Source organism: Ruegeria sp. CDSB013 (assembly GCF_059611165.1).
Window position 1 is genome coordinate 405,857 of record NZ_JBXWPA010000004.1, and the last position, 16,893, is coordinate 422,749.

The 16,893-nt window shown below is 56.7% G+C and carries 11 protein-coding genes; 3 read left to right on the top strand and 8 right to left on the bottom strand.

Going from position 1 to position 16,893, the window contains the following annotated elements; genetic code table 11:
• Positions 1-29: 29 nt before the first annotated feature.
• Positions 30-1,574, bottom strand: a complete 1,545-nt coding sequence (gene betC / locus AC2FJF_RS10090; protein WP_496725148.1) for a choline-sulfatase — start codon at positions 1,572-1,574, stop codon at positions 30-32.
• Positions 1,575-1,903: 329 nt separating this feature from the next.
• On the opposite strand from betC, the gene AC2FJF_RS10095 reads away from it, so the two are divergent.
• Positions 1,904-3,124, top strand: a complete 1,221-nt coding sequence (locus tag AC2FJF_RS10095) for an ROK family transcriptional regulator (protein WP_496725150.1) — start codon at positions 1,904-1,906, stop codon at positions 3,122-3,124.
• A gap of 20 nt (positions 3,125-3,144) precedes the next feature.
• On the opposite strand, the gene AC2FJF_RS10100 is transcribed toward AC2FJF_RS10095, so the two are convergent.
• Genes AC2FJF_RS10100 through AC2FJF_RS10130 form a run of 7 tightly spaced genes read right to left on the bottom strand, consistent with a single transcriptional unit; the run spans position 3,145 to position 14,100 of the window.
• A complete protein-coding gene (locus tag AC2FJF_RS10100) occupies positions 3,145-5,007 on the bottom strand; it encodes an SLC13 family permease (RefSeq protein WP_496725152.1) in 1,863 nt (620 codons plus the stop codon).
• 32 nt (positions 5,008-5,039) lie between these two features.
• Entirely contained in the window at positions 5,040-5,978 is a 939-nt protein-coding gene (locus AC2FJF_RS10105) for a dimethyl sulfoxide reductase anchor subunit family protein (protein ID WP_496725154.1), read from the bottom strand.
• 13 nt (positions 5,979-5,991) lie between these two features.
• A complete protein-coding gene (locus AC2FJF_RS10110; protein WP_496725156.1) occupies positions 5,992-6,738 on the bottom strand; it encodes a 4Fe-4S dicluster domain-containing protein in 747 nt (248 codons plus the stop codon).
• The gene (locus tag AC2FJF_RS10115; RefSeq protein WP_496725158.1) at positions 6,735-9,590 is read right to left on the bottom strand and encodes a molybdopterin oxidoreductase family protein; all 2,856 of its coding nucleotides are present in this window, start codon (positions 9,588-9,590) and stop codon (positions 6,735-6,737) included. Before AC2FJF_RS10115 ends, AC2FJF_RS10110 begins: the two co-directional genes overlap by 4 nt.
• 18 nt (positions 9,591-9,608) lie before the next feature.
• Positions 9,609-10,601, bottom strand: a complete 993-nt coding sequence (gene pta, locus AC2FJF_RS10120) for a phosphate acetyltransferase (protein WP_496725160.1) — start codon at positions 10,599-10,601, stop codon at positions 9,609-9,611.
• Positions 10,602-10,660: 59 nt separating this feature from the next.
• Entirely contained in the window at positions 10,661-12,442 is a 1,782-nt protein-coding gene (gene xsc / locus AC2FJF_RS10125; protein ID WP_496725162.1) for a sulfoacetaldehyde acetyltransferase, read from the bottom strand.
• A gap of 53 nt (positions 12,443-12,495) precedes the next feature.
• The gene (locus tag AC2FJF_RS10130) at positions 12,496-14,100 is read right to left on the bottom strand and encodes a GMC family oxidoreductase (RefSeq protein ID WP_496725164.1); all 1,605 of its coding nucleotides are present in this window, start codon (positions 14,098-14,100) and stop codon (positions 12,496-12,498) included.
• Positions 14,101-14,701: 601 nt separating this feature from the next.
• Here AC2FJF_RS10130 and AC2FJF_RS10135 point away from each other — a divergent pair.
• Together AC2FJF_RS10135 and AC2FJF_RS10140 are read left to right on the top strand one after the other, a co-directional pair.
• Positions 14,702-15,556: a UDP-glucose 6-dehydrogenase family protein gene (locus AC2FJF_RS10135; protein WP_496725166.1), complete on the top strand. Its 855-nt coding sequence runs from the start codon at positions 14,702-14,704 to the stop codon at positions 15,554-15,556.
• On the top strand, positions 15,547-16,833 hold the full coding sequence (locus AC2FJF_RS10140; protein ID WP_496725168.1) for a polysaccharide biosynthesis protein: 1,287 nt from the start codon (positions 15,547-15,549) through the stop codon (positions 16,831-16,833). The genes AC2FJF_RS10135 and AC2FJF_RS10140 overlap by 10 nt, the downstream gene beginning before the upstream one ends.
• Positions 16,834-16,893: the final 60 nt, after the last annotated feature.

The following is a 16,893-nucleotide window of genomic DNA, read 5'->3' on the forward strand; positions in this document are numbered from 1 at the left end:
CGGGCCGCAGACACAAAGCCCAGCCAGGATCAGACCAGATCAGGCTTTGCCGGAGGAACATAAGGAAGCCGCGCCTTTGCTTTGGTATCAGCGGCCCCCGCGTTTCGGATATAACGGTTGTCATCGTCGGCCCGAACGATGTTGACCCAGGTCGGGCTGCCACCGGTGGCGCGATGAATCATTAGGCGGCGCTGCTGATCCAGTGCGATTTCCTTGGACAGTGCCTCTGGGTCCCAATTGTGCATTGCGATTTCACGCAGCTCGGCCAGGGTTTCGGCATGGGTAGGATCGTCGATCAGATTGTTCAACTCATTGGGGTCGGCATCGATATCATAAAGCAGCTCATCCACGCCTTCGAGATACATGTATTTCAGCGGCCCTTTCTTCACCATACGACTGACACCAGTCGACCCATCGGCAGCGAATTCAGAGATACAGATGTCATCCATCCCGGAGGTATCGCCGTTCAGCGCGGGCACCAGCGATTCACCATCGATACCGCCACCTGCATAATCATCGAACGGCTTTCCTGCAGCCAGATCCAGCAATGTGGGCATCAGATCGATCAGCGAGGCATTCTGCTTTACACGCCCCGGCTTGAAACGGTTGGGTGCATGAACAACGAAAGGTATCTTTGCGGCCCACTCAAAGAAGTGCTGTTTGAACCACATGCCACGCTCACCCATCATGTCGCCGTGATCGGCGGTCAGAATGATGATCGTGTTATCGGCCAGCCCACATTTCTCAATCGTTTCGCGCAGCTGAGCCACCTTGTCGTCGACATATGAAATCATACCGTAATAGCCATGCCGCGCGATCCGGCGGTTTTCCGGGGTCACCGTGAATTCGTGGCGGCCCTGACAATAATGAAGGTTCCGGCTGAGGTGATCTTTCTCATCCAACGGGATCTCGTCGACCGCCGGATATTCGATCTCATCATGATCGTAACGGTCCCAATAATCCTGAGAGATGACGTAGGGAGAATGCGGTTCCGTAAAGGAAACGGTCAGATACCAAGGCTTGCCGTCACCTTTGCGAGCCAGATCGTAAATCGCCTGCACGCCGTTATAGGCGACCTCGTCATCGTAATCCATCTGCATGGTCCGGATCGCAGGGCCACTTTCCAGGATCGGCGCCATGGTCAGGTTGGTCGGGCGATACTCGCGCCCCTTTGTCCAGTCGACTGTCCAGGCAAAGTTTGCAGGGTAAATCTCGGTCGTGTGCCGCTTTTCATAGCCATGAAACTGATCGGCGCCGACAAAATGCATCTTGCCGCTCATCTCGACATGATAGCCCAGTGACCGCAAGTAATGCGCAAATGTGGGAATCGATGACTGGAACTCGCTGGCATTGTCATACATGCGGATGTTGAACGGCAATCGTCCCGCATGCATCGATGCACGCGAAGGTCCGCACATGGGCAAGTTGCAATAAAAGTTTTCGAAAACAACACCCTCTTCGGCCAGACGCGCCATATGCGGGGCCTTTACGGTTTTGTTTCCCTGAAAAGGCATGGCCGGTCCGGCCATCTGATCCGCCTGGATAAATAAAATATTCGGTTGTTCAGTCGCCATTGTCTTGCCTCGTTCAGCTTCCAGTCCCGAAGTTCGCCCCAACCCAATACGTGGGAGGTATATCGCCGGGAATTGCACCGGGTCACGGCGGCACTATTCGCGGGCATTAAGTACGCGGGCAGCAATAAATTCGAAACAACAGTAGGGTAACTCACTGTGCTCCCCGCCAAGAATGACGCTTGTGCCGCCTCAAGTCATTGCCACCAAAGGTCAATCTTACGATACAGATTATCTTTGCGCTTACGTGCAGTCAATATTTAATTACCGTCTTTAATTAACTATAAAGCGGTTAGAATACATTTTAAGAAGTGAATTGTAGGAGAGCGGCTGTGCAGGATGGCAAGCCCCAAGAACACGGTCAGCCCGAAAAGGGTACAGCGGCCTTGCGGCGACATAACAGGGAATGGCTGGTCAGCCTCATTGCCCGCAGCGGGCCGGTGACGCGTGGTACACTCGCAGGTCTGACCGGCCTGACTGGCGCGGCAATTTCCCGAATTACGCGCGAACTGATCGACGCCAAACTGGTCAGAGAAGGAGACCCCATCGCCGTACCCGGCCGGGTGGGCCGAAGGGAATACAACCTGTCGATCAATCCCACAGGGGCATTTTTTCTGGGAATTTCGCTGACCGCCAACCGTCGCAGTGTAAGCCTGGCAAACGCTGATGGTGAAGTTTTGCGGGCAGCGGATTGCAGCGACATACCCATAGATGATCCGCTGGCCTTTCTTACTGAATTGGGAAACCGGGCCAAGACGTTGGCCTTTGACGAAGCGATGGAACGTGATCGCCTTTTGGGTGTCGGGGTTTCTTTTGCCATGTCAGCCGGTCCCGACAGCAGCTCAGGTAACGGCCTCGTCAGTTCAGAACCTTTGGGCTGGAAAGACATCCCCGTGCGCGATACGCTTTCGCAGTCCCTGAATTTGCCTGTGCAGGTGGAACATCGCGCTAGTGCAATCCTGTGCGGTGAACTTCTTGGGGGGCAAGAGTTAAAAAGCGTCTATCTGATAAATGCAGCTCTTGGCCTGGGCAACAGCGCCTATTTCGATGGTAGATTTCTGACCACCTCGGATCGCGGGTTTGGGGATCTGTCGCACTATTCGACATCGCATTCGGACAAACTTTGCACATGTGGTCGCACTGGGTGTATGGAGGTTGCCGCCTCGGGGAAAGCCATCCTGAACGCGCTCGGTTCCGAGTTTGCGCCTTCGGAACGCGTTGCGACGCGCTTGGCAAAAGCGATAGAAGCCGCGAACGCCGGTGACCCGAGTGTTCGAACCCACTTTCGCGATGCTGGCACGCAGCTATCTTTTGGCGTTGATGCAATACTCTCTCTTTTCGATCCCGAAAATGTCATCGTCGCCGGTGAAGTGGGGCGTCAGGCTGATTACTACCAGGGCCTTGTTGACGGACTTGAAAAAGTCGGACGACCCAATGCCCGCGACATCATCATGCAAAGCTCGATAACCTCGGAAGAGGCCGCTGTCAGCGTGGCACTGCAGAATTTCCTCTATTCAGGAAGCCTGATTGGTACGTTGACGCATGCCCTGTAAGCGACCAATTGGCTTGAACCTCAGAAGAACAGGTTCAGCGCCGCGATCGAAACGATCAGGAACAGGATAGTCATGACGCCGCCAGCGCGTACAAAATCAACGACACGGTAACCGCCCGGTCCCATCAAAAGCGCATTGACCTGATGGGTCGGGATCAGGAACGAATTCGAGGTGGCAATCGCCACAGTCAGCGCAAAAATTGCCGGATCAGCCCCGGCGCCCAGCGCGATATTGACGGCCAATGGCACCAACAGGACCGTGGCACCGACATTTGACATCACCAGCGTGAAAAAGGTCGCAAGCGCCGCCACGCTGGCCTGAATGACCCAGACCGGCATCCCGTCCAGAACCACAAGCACCTGATTAGCGATCCAAGCTGCCGTCCCCGAGGATTGCACTGCCTGTCCTAGTGGAATGAGACTGGCTAACAGAAAAACTGTCGTCCAACTGACCGCGTTATAGGCCTCATCCATAGACAAAACACGGCTTACGACCATGCCCATCGCTCCGACCAGAAGGCACAGCGAGAGACGCAGGTCGGAAAACAGGATCAGCGACACAGCAACAATAAAGAACAACAAAGCCCAGCCGATCTTTTTCGGGCGCAGATCCTCATGGGGGAAATCGGTGGTGACCACAACGAAATCGCGGTCTTTCTCAAGCCGTGCCAGTGCTTCCCAAGCAGTGTGGCAGACCAGGGTGTCACCGGCCTGATACGGGATCTCGCCCAGATCTTCCTGGTCCCGCGACAATGTTTCGCCACCGCGGTAGATCGCCAGAGGTGACAGGCCATAGACTTTTCTCAGCCACAGCCCCCTGCCGGTTTGACCAATCAGACCAGAGCCGGGCGGGATCACCACCTCGGCGATACCTGCCTTTCCAGCTCCCAGCGTTTCGACAAATTCATCCAGCTCCGAACTTTCAGTCAAACCGTATTCATCCAGAAACGCGGTTACGGCCTCGTCCGCTGCGATCACGGCGATTGTGGCGGGGGCGACCAATTCAGTATCTCGCGGCGGCGCAGGATAAGTGCGCCCCTGATAGTGTGTGGCAATGATTTGCAGGTGGTACTTGCGCTGAACCTCATCGATGCTGTGACCCACAAGCGTGCTGCCTTCGGGGATGCGTATCTCATGGATCTGCCCATCCAGCCCGTAGGTGCCGTTGACATAGTCCAACATTGAGTTGCCCGCTGGCCCGTCTGTTGACTTGGTGCTCGGCAGAACGAACCGGCCAAAAATGATAAAATACATCAAGCCGGTCGCCAAAAGACACAGGCCGATAGGGGTTACGGAAAACAGTGAAAAGGTGGTGATCTGCGCATCAGCCGGCAGGGTGTCGTTGATCGACAGGATCAAGTCGTTGAGCAGGATCAGAGGGGACGAACCCACCATGGTCATTGTTCCACCCAGAATGGCACAGAACCCCATTGGCATCAGCAGCCGTGACATCGGAAACCCGGTTCGGGTTGAGATGCGACTGACCACCGGCAAGAACAGAGCCGCCGCACCGACATTCTGCATAAAGCTGGAAATCACCCCAACCGCACCCGAGATCATCAGGATCAACCGGTTTTCGGTGCCGCCACCGACCCGCGTGATCCAGGCTGCGACGGTCGACATCACGCCCGTTCGGTCCAGCCCTGCGCCGATAATCATGACTGCGATGATCGAAATCACTGCGTTACTGGCGAAGCCGTCAAACAGGCTGCGCACATCAATCAGGTTTTCAAGTCCCGGCACTGCCGTCAGCAATCCCAAGGTGACCATGACCAGCACAGCCGCTATATCGACACGGACAATTTCCGAAACAAAAAGCCCGATCGTTGCTGCCAACAGCAACAATACGACGACCATCTCAAATGTAAGCCCCAGCGCGTCCATGCCTCACCTCAGTTTATTCTTGTCCGTATCTCTTATGCCCGGGCACGCCCGTAATAGAGCTGACTGACATGCTCAGCCTCGGCGAAAAACAACCAGCGTTCAGCAAAGACGCCAAAGGCCGATGCAACCGTCGCCACGAGGAACATTGCCCAGCCCCAACTGACCAGCAATGACCCAAGGCACAGAACCACCGGGGCCAGGAACAAAGCCATCAGTACGCTTTTGCGCAGTTGGACCGCGTGTTTGCGTGCCACGGAATATCCCATCTCGCGCATCACGAAATTCGGCATCGTGTGGGGTGGATCAAGCGGGCGTACCTGGCCCAGTTGCCCCAGTCCGGTCGCCATCTCGGCCGTGTATTGACCCGGTTCTGTGTCGATCGCGGCCCAGTACTTAATCTTTAGCAGCGCCGATACTGCAACACTTGCGATAGCTGCGACTGCGATCCACGCAGGCGTATAACCGAACAAGCTCAGCAAAAGCGCGAACAGGATCGCTCCGGTGGCGGCGGCCAGAGCCAAATAGATCAACGGCACAGACGGTTTGTTCCATTGGCGGATCGTCCGCAGCGAGGCGTAGATCATGCTGGTGCAGTACACCGTGGCCACCGCGCCTGCCGCCGACAGCAGCGCAAGCAAAGACGCAAAGGCGCTGTTCGCATCCAACAGCCACAACAGCCACAACAGACCGGATGGCACGTAGGTCGCCACGGCCAGAACCCCCTCGCGAGACAGCCACGAGGTCCGCCACTGCGAAAATGCCCCTACGGCGCGTTCTGGATGACCCAGATGGAAGGTTGACGCCAGCAAGCCCAGTGTGACCAACCCCAGCGCGACGGTCATAGCGACAAAGCCAAGCCATCGGGTTTGCGGCAATGCGCCCAGCAGTTCAGCCAGCGACAGCCAGAACATCAGCCCATAACCCGCGCCCGAGGCGGTGGTGAAGCAGATGACGGAATAGGCGGGATGCATGATATGTCCTCGCTTAGTTCGACAACGCCCGGTCAACCCAGGCAAACAGTTTTTCAATGGCAGTCCCATTTGGGGCCGCAACGCTCTCCTCGGCCTGAGGCTTGGGCGTTGCATCCACCGTTTTAAAACGCGGCGGCAGGTATTTGTTGACGGGCTCGTAGCCAAACTCGTCCAACAGGTTGAAACCCTCACGCTCGGCGACCGATTTCGACACATCGCTGTCGGGATCGCCCAGATCACCGAAGGCGCGCGCGCCTGTGGGACAGGCGCGGACACAGGCTGGAATGCGATCTTCCTCGGGGATATGTTCGTTATAGATCCGGTCGACGCACAGGGTGCATTTCTTCATCACACCATCGTCGTGATCATATTCACGCGCGCCATAGGGACAGGCCCAGGAACACAGCTTGCATCCGATACAGGTGTCCGGGTTGACCAGGACAATGCCATCCTCGGCCCTTTTGTAGCTGGCACCGGTCGGACAAACCGTAACGCAATCGGGCTTTTCGCAATGCAGGCAAGAGCGTGGGAAATGCACGGTCTTCGCTCCAAGATCACCTGTCACCTCGAACGAATGCACCCGGTTCAGCCACGCCCCTGACGGATCGGCCCCATAAGGGTCATGATCGCTTAGCGGCGCAGAGTAACCGCCGGTGTTCCATTCCTTGCAAGATGTCGCACAGGCCTGACAACCCACACAAATATCCAGATCTATGACTAATCCCAGCTTCTTTTCAGTACTCTCGGGTAATGTCGTCATTTACCTGCCTCCCGCCATTCCTTGCCAAATGCCAGCTTGTCGGGGGAAGGAGCCTGAGACGATGCTCCGACCGGCTCAAAAAACGGCTCGGTGTGACCTTCGCCTTCTGCCCGTACGATATCAACGCGCAGGTCGAACCAGGCTGCCTGCCCCGTGATCGGGTCTGAGTTTGAGTACCGGTATCCCCCGCCCCCTTCGGGCAGGAGTTCCGAAATCAGATGGTTCAACAAAAAGCCCTGATTGCTTTCGGGTGCATCATCATCCAGCCCCCAAGCTCCGCGGCGCTTGCCGATGGCGTTCCAGGTCCAGACGGTGTCGGGGTTCACGCCCTCCATCAAGCGGACCTGACATTTGACCCGTCCCAGATGTGAGGACAGCCAAACCCAGTCATCGTCCTGTGCCCCGATCTGCTCACCCACATGGTTGTGAATGTATAGCCGGTTCGCGGCCGTGATTTGCCGCAGCCAGGCGTTTTGCGAACCCCAGGAATGGTACATGTGCATCGGGCGTTGGGTCAGCGCGTGCAGCGGGTACTTTTCTGTATCGACCATCGACTCTTCGAAAGGTGGGTACCAAAAGGGCAGCGGGTCGCAATACGTCTCGATCCGTTCACGAGCCCGTTCTGGCGGCTGCCGCTCACCATGACCGCGCGCCGCCAGGCGGAAAGCCTGCAAGGGTTCGGAATACAGCTGAAAGACTGTCGGGCGCGGCTCGACCCGGAAACCCATCGAACAAGCCCATTCCAGATAGGACTTGTTGGCATGTTTGTAGTAGGCCTGCTCCGGTTTCAAATGATGCGCGAAAAATGCACCATTTTCGATATACTTATCCAACTGATTGGGGTTTGGCGCCCCCTTGCCGGTCTTGTCCCCCTGTTCACCGCGCCATCCGGCCAGTGGCCCCACACCGGGTCCGCGCTGATGGTTAACGATGTAATCGGGATAGCCGCCGGGATACTTTGCAGTGCCATCCTCATTGGTAAAGGCGGGAAGTCCAAGCCGCGATCCAAGATCAATCAGCACCTCCTGAAAACCGCGCACGTGCCGGTCGGGCTCAACGACCGGATGGCGAATGGAATCCGCCGCCATGTCTGCCTCGGATATCGGCCGGTCCAGCAGCGAAATGCAGTCCCACCGCTCCAGATAGGTGGTATCGGGCAGGATCAGGTCGGCAAAGGGCACGGTTTCCGAATAATAGGCGTCCGAGTAGATGAATTTGGGAATCACATACTCGCCGTTTTCATCCTTTTCGGTCAGCGCATCCAACGTGCCCGGAACGTTCATAGACGAGTTCCAGGCCATGTTCGCCATATACATGAATAGCACATCGACGCCATACGGGTCCTTCTTGGCGGCGTTGTTGATGACCATGTGCATCAGCCCGTGTGCCGACATCGGTGCATCCCACGAGAACCCTTTGTCGATCCGCGCCGGGCCGTTCTCATCATCCAGCAACAGGTGCTGCGGGCCCAGCGGAAAGCCCAAATGCGGGCCGCCCAGCGGCTCCTCGGCGCGAACCTGCTTTGGCGCGCCGTGCGGCAGCAGCCAGGGCGGGGATTGTTTGGGATAAGGCGGCTTGTAACGGAACCCACCGGGGCAATCGATCGAGCCCAGCAGGATTTGCAGGATGTGGATCATCCGGCAAGTCTGAAACCCGTTCGAATGCGCCGATATTCCGCGCATCGCGTGCATCGAGACAGGACGCCCCGTCATCTTTTCGTGCTTGCGGCCCCAGACATCGGTCCACGGCTGGTCCAGCGTGATCTCTTCCTGAAACGCGACATGAGCCAGTTCCGCGGCGATCCGCTGGATCTGATCGGCTGGAATACCGGTCGATTCAGCGACAGCTTCGGGCGCGTATTCATCGCTCAGATATCGCTCGGCCATCAACTCGAATACAGGTCGTGCATTGCGGCCGTCTGGCAATGTGCGTGTGCCGGTCAGGGCGGCCTTGTCATCCGGTGTCATGCCGCTGGCAAAACCGTTCGCGGTGCCAGACCAGATCAGCGGCTCACCATCATCATTGCGTGCGAACAGCCCGTCATCTGCCGCGCCCGGGTCCTGAATCACCAACCAAGGCGCGTTGGTATAGCGGTTCAGATAATTCAGATCGATCTGCTGGGTACGGAACATTTCATGGATCAACGCTCCAACAAACTGGCCATCTGTGCCCGGGCGGATTCCCAACCATTCGTCGGCTATGGCGTTGTATCCGGTGCGGATCGGATTGATCGACACCACCTTGGCACCCCGGTTCTTGAGCTTGCCGATACCGATCTTGATAGGGTTCGAGGCATGATCCTCGGCCACGCCGAACAGCATGAAATACTTGGTATGTTCCCAATCCGGGTCGCCGAACTCCCAGAAAGCTCCGCCAAATGTATAAAGACCGCCCGCCGCCATATTGACCGAACAGAACCCGCCATGTGCCGCGAAATTCGGGGTGCCGTATTGCATAGCCCAGAACCCGGTCAGCGACTGGCTTTGATCCCGCCCGGTAAAAAAGGCCAGCTTGCGTGGGTCGTTTTTGCGAACATCACCCAGCCATTTTGTCGCCAGTTCCAGCGCTTCGTCCCAGCTGATTTCTTCGAATTGGCCGGATCCGCGCGGCCCGACGCGCTTCAACGGTGCATGAAGGCGTGCCGGTGAATAGTGCTGCATGATCCCGGCACTTCCCTTGCCACAAAGCACACCTTTGTTGACCGGGTGATCGCGGTTGCCCTCGATATAGCGGACCTTGCCATCGCGGATATGCACGTTGATGCCACAGCGACAAGCGCACATGTAGCAGGTGGTCTTGGCAACATGGTCGCCGACCTTGGCATTGACGTCGATTCTTGGCTCGTGTCCCATTCAGGCACCTCGCTAAGTTTACCTCTGGGCGGCCTGCGCACCCGTGATTGCAATCATCTGATAGACGTCTTCCGCCGTGCAGCCGCGCGACAGATCATTCGCTGGCTTATTCAGACCTTGCAGAACGGGACCCAGCGCAATGGCGCCACCCAATCGTTGCGCGATTTTGTATCCGATGTTGCCGGCACTCAGGCTGGGGAAGACAAACACATTTGCATCCCCACCCAATGCCGAACCGGGTGCCTTGCGTTCGGCCACATGCGGCACGATCGCGGCGTCGAACTGAACCTCGCCGTCGATGATCAGGTCCGGGGCGCGTTCCCGCACAGAGGCAACCGCGCTGCGGATGCGCTCGATGGATTCGTGCACCCCGGCGGCAACGCTGCCCATAGTCGAAAAGGACAGCATTGCGACACGTGGCTCTTGCCCGGTCAAGGCCCGCAAGGACTGCGCCGAAGACAGCGCGATACTGGTCAGCTGCGCCGCGTTAGGTTGCGGGATCAGCCCGCAATCGGCAAAGATAACGGGCCGATCAAAGGGCGGCCCCAGCAGCATAAGAAAGCAGCTGGAGACAACATCGGCTTGGGGGTCCTTACCCACGATCTGCAAGGCCACCCGCACCGTATCAGAGGTGGTGGCAACCGCCCCGCCAATGGTGCCATCGGCATCACCGCGGCGTAGCATCATGGCAGAAAATCCTAGCCCCGTTTCCATCACTGCACGCGCGGCGGCCGCATCAACACCCTTGTGTCTGCGCAGCGCGTGGTAATCCTCGGCATAGGCCTCTAGATCGGGTGAGACGCGCGGGTCGCAAATTTCAACCCCCTCGCCGATTGTCTCGCCGGTTTCCGCACGGATTTTTTTCGCGTCACCAACCAGCACGATACGGGCAAGCCCGTCCTTGGCAGCGCGTATTCCGGCTCTGGCCACACGCGGGTCCTCGCCTTCGGACAGCACAATCCGGGGATTGGCGGCGCGTGATGTTTCGCAGATTTGATCAATCAAAGACATGGTCTATCCCAGTCGGTCAGGGACAGGGCGACACATGGCCGCCCTGCTCTGGTGAGTGGTCACAGCCGAGGCTGCTGGGGAATAAAATCATCTTTGTTGATGCCGGCCACCGAAACGGGTTTTTTCATCGCGTCGCGACGGAATGGCTCGCCCAATTCCTGGTTCAGAACGACCTCGATGAAAGTGGTCACGTTGTCGTTCATCTGCTCTTTGACGGCTGTACGCAGGGCCTCGGTCAGATCGTCCATCGAAGTGACCTGTACGCCCTTCAGTCCGCAACCTTCCGCGATTTTGGCATAGTTCACGTCCAGGTTCAGTTCGGTGCCGACAAAGTTGTCGTCAAACCAAAGTGTCGTATTTCGCTTTTCCGCCCCCCACTGATAGTTGCGGAAGATCACCATAGTTATAGGCGGCCAGTCGTCGCGACCACAGGCAGTCATTTCGTTCATCGAGATGCCGAATGCACCGTCACCCGCAAACCCGATGACCGGCGTGTCGGGGTTGCCGATCTTTGCACCCAATATCGAGGGCAGACCATAACCGCACGGTCCGAACAGGCCTGGCGCCAAATATTTCCGCCCCTTTTCGAATGTCGGATAGGCGTTGCCAATGGCGCAGTTGTTGCCGATATCCGAACTGATGATCGCATCCTCGGGCATCGCCGCCTGTATCGCGCGCCAGGCCATACGGGGGCTCATCCGCTCGGGGTCGCGGGCGCGGGCGCGTTCGTTCCAGGTAATGCCCGGATCGTCATCTTCGTGATCCATTGACGCCAGTTGCTGCGCCCAGGTGGATTTCGCAACGGCAATCGCGTCTTCACGTTCCTTACGACCAGCGTCGCCCGCGTGTTCGCCCAATTTGTCAAGAATCTGCTCGGCGACCATGCGTGCGTCACCCTGAATGCCCACTGCAACCTTCTTGGTCAGACCGATCCGGTCTGCATTGATGTCGACCTGAATGATCTTGGCTTCGTTGGGCCAGTATTCGCTCTGATAGGCGGGCAGCGACGAAAACGGGTTAAGCCGTGTGCCGAGGCATAAAACCACATCCGCTTTCGAAATCATCTCCATCCCAGCCTTGGAGCCATTGTAACCCAGCGGGCCACAGGACAGCGGATGCGAGCCGGGGAAAGCGTCGTTGTGCTGATAGTTGCAACAAACCGGCGCTGAAAGACGCTCGGCCAAACGTGCGCTGGCATCGACGCCGCCAGACAGGATCACGCCCGCACCGTTCAGGATTACAGGGTGTTTGGCGTTGCTAAGAAGGTCCGCAGCCGCGCTGATCGCGTCAGCATCACCGCGCGGATGTTCGATCCGTACCACCTGTGGCAGTTCGATGTCGATGACTTGCGTCCAGTAGTCGCGCGGAATGTTGATCTGCGCCGGGGCAGAGCCGCGGAACGCTTTCAGAATGACCCGGTTCAGAACCTCGGCGATGCGGGTTGGATCACGCACCTCTTCCTGATAGCAGACGGCATCCTTGAACAGGTTCATCTGCGGCATTTCCTGGAACCCGCCCTGCCCGATGGTTTTATTGGCCGCCTGAGGCGTGACTAGCAACAGCGGCGTATGGTTCCAGTAGGCGGTCATGATTGGCGTTACCAGGCTGGTGATACCGGGACCATTTTGGGCGATAGCCATGGACATCTTGCCTGTGGTGCGGGTGTAGCCATCGGCGCTCATGCCGGCGTTAACCTCATGCGCGCAATCCCAGAACTTGATCCCCGCCGCCGGAAACAGGTCCGAGATGGGCATCATGGCAGACCCGATAATCCCGAATCCATGTTCGATCCCATGCATCTGCAGAACTTTTATAAAGGCTTCTTCAGTCGTCATTTTCATGGCACTGTTCCCTGTTGAGAGTTGAAGTCAGTCTTAAACCCGGCGGTCCGGTATCACCTGTGATCCTCAAGGATCATGTCACTGGCTTTTTCACCGATCATAATGGCCGGAGCGTTGGTATTGCCGCTGACGATCGCGGGCATGATCGAGGCGTCCGCCACCCGAAGCCCGCGTATTCCGTGCACGCGCAACCGGTCGTCGACCACGGCCTGTGGATCATTGCCCATACGGCAAGTGCTGGTGGGGTGATAGATCGTCTGGCTGATATTGCGCGCGGTATCCAGCAGCTCTTCGTCGGTCTGCGGGTTGTTGTTGGGGACATGTTCGCGCACGACGTAAGGCTTCAACGCATCGGTTTTCGTCATCGCCCGTGCAAACTTCACAGCCCGGATCGCGCAAAGCTCATCCGCAGGGGCCGACAAGTAGTTGGGCACGATCTTTGGATAATCAGTCGCGTTGGGGCTGGTGATATGGATATGGCCGCGGCTTTCCGGCCTAAGCTGGCAGACAGATGAGGTGATACCCGAAAACGGGTGCATCTCGATCCCAGGCTTGTCCGCGCTCAGCGGCTGGAAATGGAATTGGATATCGGGGGTTTCGAGTCCCTCCATCGACTTTGCAAACACCGCCACTTGGCTTGCGCCCAAGCTCATCGGTCCTTTCCGGCGGAACATATAGTTCATACCGATGCCAATGCGCGGGATCAGCCGGTTAATGGCGTCATTCAGTGTCGGCACATTGACTTCGTAAACCAGACGAATTTGCAGGTGATCCTGCAATGCCTCGCCAACGCCCGGCAACTCGTGGCGCATATCCACGCCAGCTCGGGTCAGAACCTCACCACGACCGATCCCCGAAAGCTCTAGAATTTGCGGCGAACCTATCGCGCCAGCGCTCAACACCACCTCTCCGCCGGGATTGAGCTGAGCGTGCTGCGGGCGCCCCTTGATGCTATAGCTGACGCCATCAACCCGCTTGGGATCCTCTGCGTCAAAGGTCAGCCCTTCGGTCAGCGCATGGGTAATGATGGTCAGGTTGCCGCGAGATTTTGCCGGATTCAGAAAGGCACGCGCGCTTGAACATCTAAAGCCACCGCGGGCTGTCTGATGAAAATACCCCGTGCCCTCCTGATCCTGACCATTATAGTCTTCGGTTCGGGGGACGCCCATTTCAACGGCGGCACCAATAAACGCCTCGGCAATATCACTTTTGGCGCGAATGCGCGACACCGACAATCCGCCACTGGCGCCGTGCAGATCGGTTTCACCATCCTCATGCTGCTCTGACCGCTTGAACAACGGCAGAACCTCGTCCCAGCCCCAGCCCTTGTTGCCCAATTGGGCCCAATGGTCGTAATCCTGCTTTTGCCCGCGGACATAAAGCAGCCCATTGATTGAACTTGAGCCCCCAAGTGTCTTGCCCCGCGGCCAATCCAACGAGCGGCCGTTCAGCCCTTCGTCAGGTTCGGATTTGTAGCACCAGTCTGTGTTGGGGTTGTGCAACGTTTTGAAATACCCAACCGGAATATGAATCCATGGGTTGATGTCCTTGCCACCCGCCTCGAGCAGCAACACCCTGTTTTTTGGGTTCTCTGACAATCGGTTGGCCAGAACACAGCCTGCGGAACCCGCCCCGACAACGATGAAGTCATACGACATAAACTGAAACCTCGCCCAAGTTTGCGGCATGGCGCCAATAGGCGCACCATTCGCGATGCACATGTCCCGGTTGAGCGAAGAAATGCACTTGCGTCCAAACTGGAATCACCGCAGATCCTTATTGATTACCGTTGTATATTATTACTCTTGATAGAATCAATAATTTTTTCGATTGGCGGATTTCCAGTGCTCCATTTTCTCTAATAGCGATGATTTCTATGTTTTATTTAGCGCCACACGGCCCGTGTATGTTTCGACACCCTCTTCAAATTGGGCCAGAAAACTATTTCTTGCTATCGGTAATTTTAATAATTCTCCGGACGCCCTTCGCTATCTCACCCCAACCAAATCAACACCATGTTCTGCCGCCGCTTATGCCCCTCTACCGTTTTCTTCCGCCACACACGATCAGACGCGCACGCTCGTTGGAATGGCCATGCCTTTGAGCTAACAGCCTGGCCGCGCCTTCCGCGGTTTCTTTCAAACGCTGTCAAGCAACTTGGCAATGCCGAGCTCAACACAGTACGTATGCTGGCTGGTTCCGAAGCGGGCTGAAAGACAACGGGATACATAACTGCACCCCCGGCGCGCTCAGCACCAAATGGAGCAATTTGACACCGCCTCGGTCCAGCATTGGCCCAACTGCGGGTTGGCGTTCCGGCATTCTTTCGAATATCGCTCGAAACATCATTCAAACCCCGGCAAATTTCAAAACGGATCGCGTATTTTGCTCTTCACAATAGCTGATAGATTCGGTTGCTTTTCCACGGGGCATTGCGCGAGTGCGCGGTATTCTGGCGCTTCAGCGCTGTGTTTTGACAACAAATCATGTGTCGTGGATACAGTCGGCACGGCGGCCGGGCTGATTGCCAACAAAGAAGATGTATTGCGGCCGGCTTTTCTGAAAGATCTGGACATCCGCAATATATGCCCCGGCTTGGGCAACCTGAAAGTCATCAAAGACGTTTTGTCGGAACTGCGCGTCGGTAGCAGGTACATTGACATTTCGAGTGGTATTAGCGGCTGCCTCCTCCCTTTGAGCGCCGGCCAAATAATGCTCAAATTCAAAGCCCTTCAGCAAAAATTGACCCTCGCCTTTCAGAAACCAAACCGCATTCGCAAGGATTTCCCGGTCGATCATTCCCTGGCGACCAGAGCGAGTTCCTTAGGCACCTACGATCTGACAGTGGACACTAGTTCGAACAATTTCACACCGACCACTATCCAGAAATTTTTGAGGGCGCTGAAGACCAAGAGAATAAACGTGTTCGCCTATCAATCAGTGTTGCAAGATCAGGAAAATTTCGGCCACTCCGCAGGCCTTCGCAAATTGTCTTTCCTGGAGGTTTTCGGTTCGCCCAGAGGCGTGTCTGCCCAAGATATTGCCCGAGGCCTTTTTGGCGGCAATCAAGGGCAGGTAGCGAATTGGATCCAAGGAGCCAGATCGTGGCATTGACGCTTTCTGGCAGCATATCTGCGTTTGCGGTTCGGGGCAGCGTTGTGGGTTGCAATTTCATTGCGATGCTCGCGATCGGCTCGATGGCAGAGCCGTCAACCTATGGCGCATTTGTTTTTCTATGGTCCGGCGCACTCTTGTTCTCCTCACTGATCTCTTTTGGTGCGCCGCTATACCTGCTCAAGGAAATGGCACTCTCTCTCACGTCTGGCGGGTATGACGCCAGCACTGCGGCCCGGCTTATCTTTGTCTTTCCTTTCGCGCTGACTGCAGTTGCTGTCCCGGTAATCCTGCACGCCGGACCCCACATCATCGCGTTCTTTCCCGATTTACCCGGCACCGACAGCACCGCGCTGATTCTGCTGGTACTGCTAGGCTTTCTGATCAACCTGAACAGCTGCATGTGCAGCCTGTTTCACGGTCTGAACCTATTGAATACCTCGATGTTTCTGAAGGACGCCGCTCCTCAGCTTTTTGCTCTGACCAGCACCGCAGTCCTGTTTTTCACGGCCGAGGTGAAACTGACCTGGATGCTTAGAAGCACTGCAGCCTTGCTGACGCTGTTATGCCTGTTTGAAGCTGTTTTATTCCTGAGCCTCAACCGAAAGGCCGGGCTGATCCGCCGAAAAGGGCGGCGCGGTTCGTTCACGCCTTATTATTGGGGCGGCACGATCACAGGCATTGCTTGGGCTCAGATCGATATTCTGATCGGAGCGTACCTGATGAGTGCCGAACAGCTGGGCCTTTACAATATCGTGCGTCGCATCTGCAATTTCGTGACACTGCCCCTGTCGATCGCAACCTGGCTTACCGTTGGCAAGTTCTCGCGCGCGTTTCAGGCTAAGGACGCCGGAGCCCTGCAAGACACAGTGCGCGCCTCGCTGGTGCTGTCAAACGGAGCCGGTGCGGTTCTGACGCTGGTCGTCATCGCGCTGATCCTGCCAATTCAAAGTTTCTACGACTTTCCGGCCCACACAAATTTCCTGCCGGTCTGGGGTATCCTGATCATCCAATCCGTCACCAGCCTGCTCTTTGCTCCGTCGACGACCATGGCCCAGACATCGGGGTTGGAAGCCAGCGCCATGTTTGCCCGTCTGTGGGGAATTGCCGCTTACCTGCTTTTGGCAGCAACCTTGTCAGCATGGTTCACCGGACCGGTGCTGAATGGTGTAGCTTTGCTGGCGGGCACTCTTGCGCTCAACCTCTATGTCTGGTGGAGAGTAACAGAACGCTTCGGCATCGATTCATCAGCGTTCAGTTTAGTTCGGCGGGCGTAGTAGAGATGATGTTTCTAGCCAGTTTGTTGACGGTTGTGTTCGCCTGCTTGTGCACTCTGT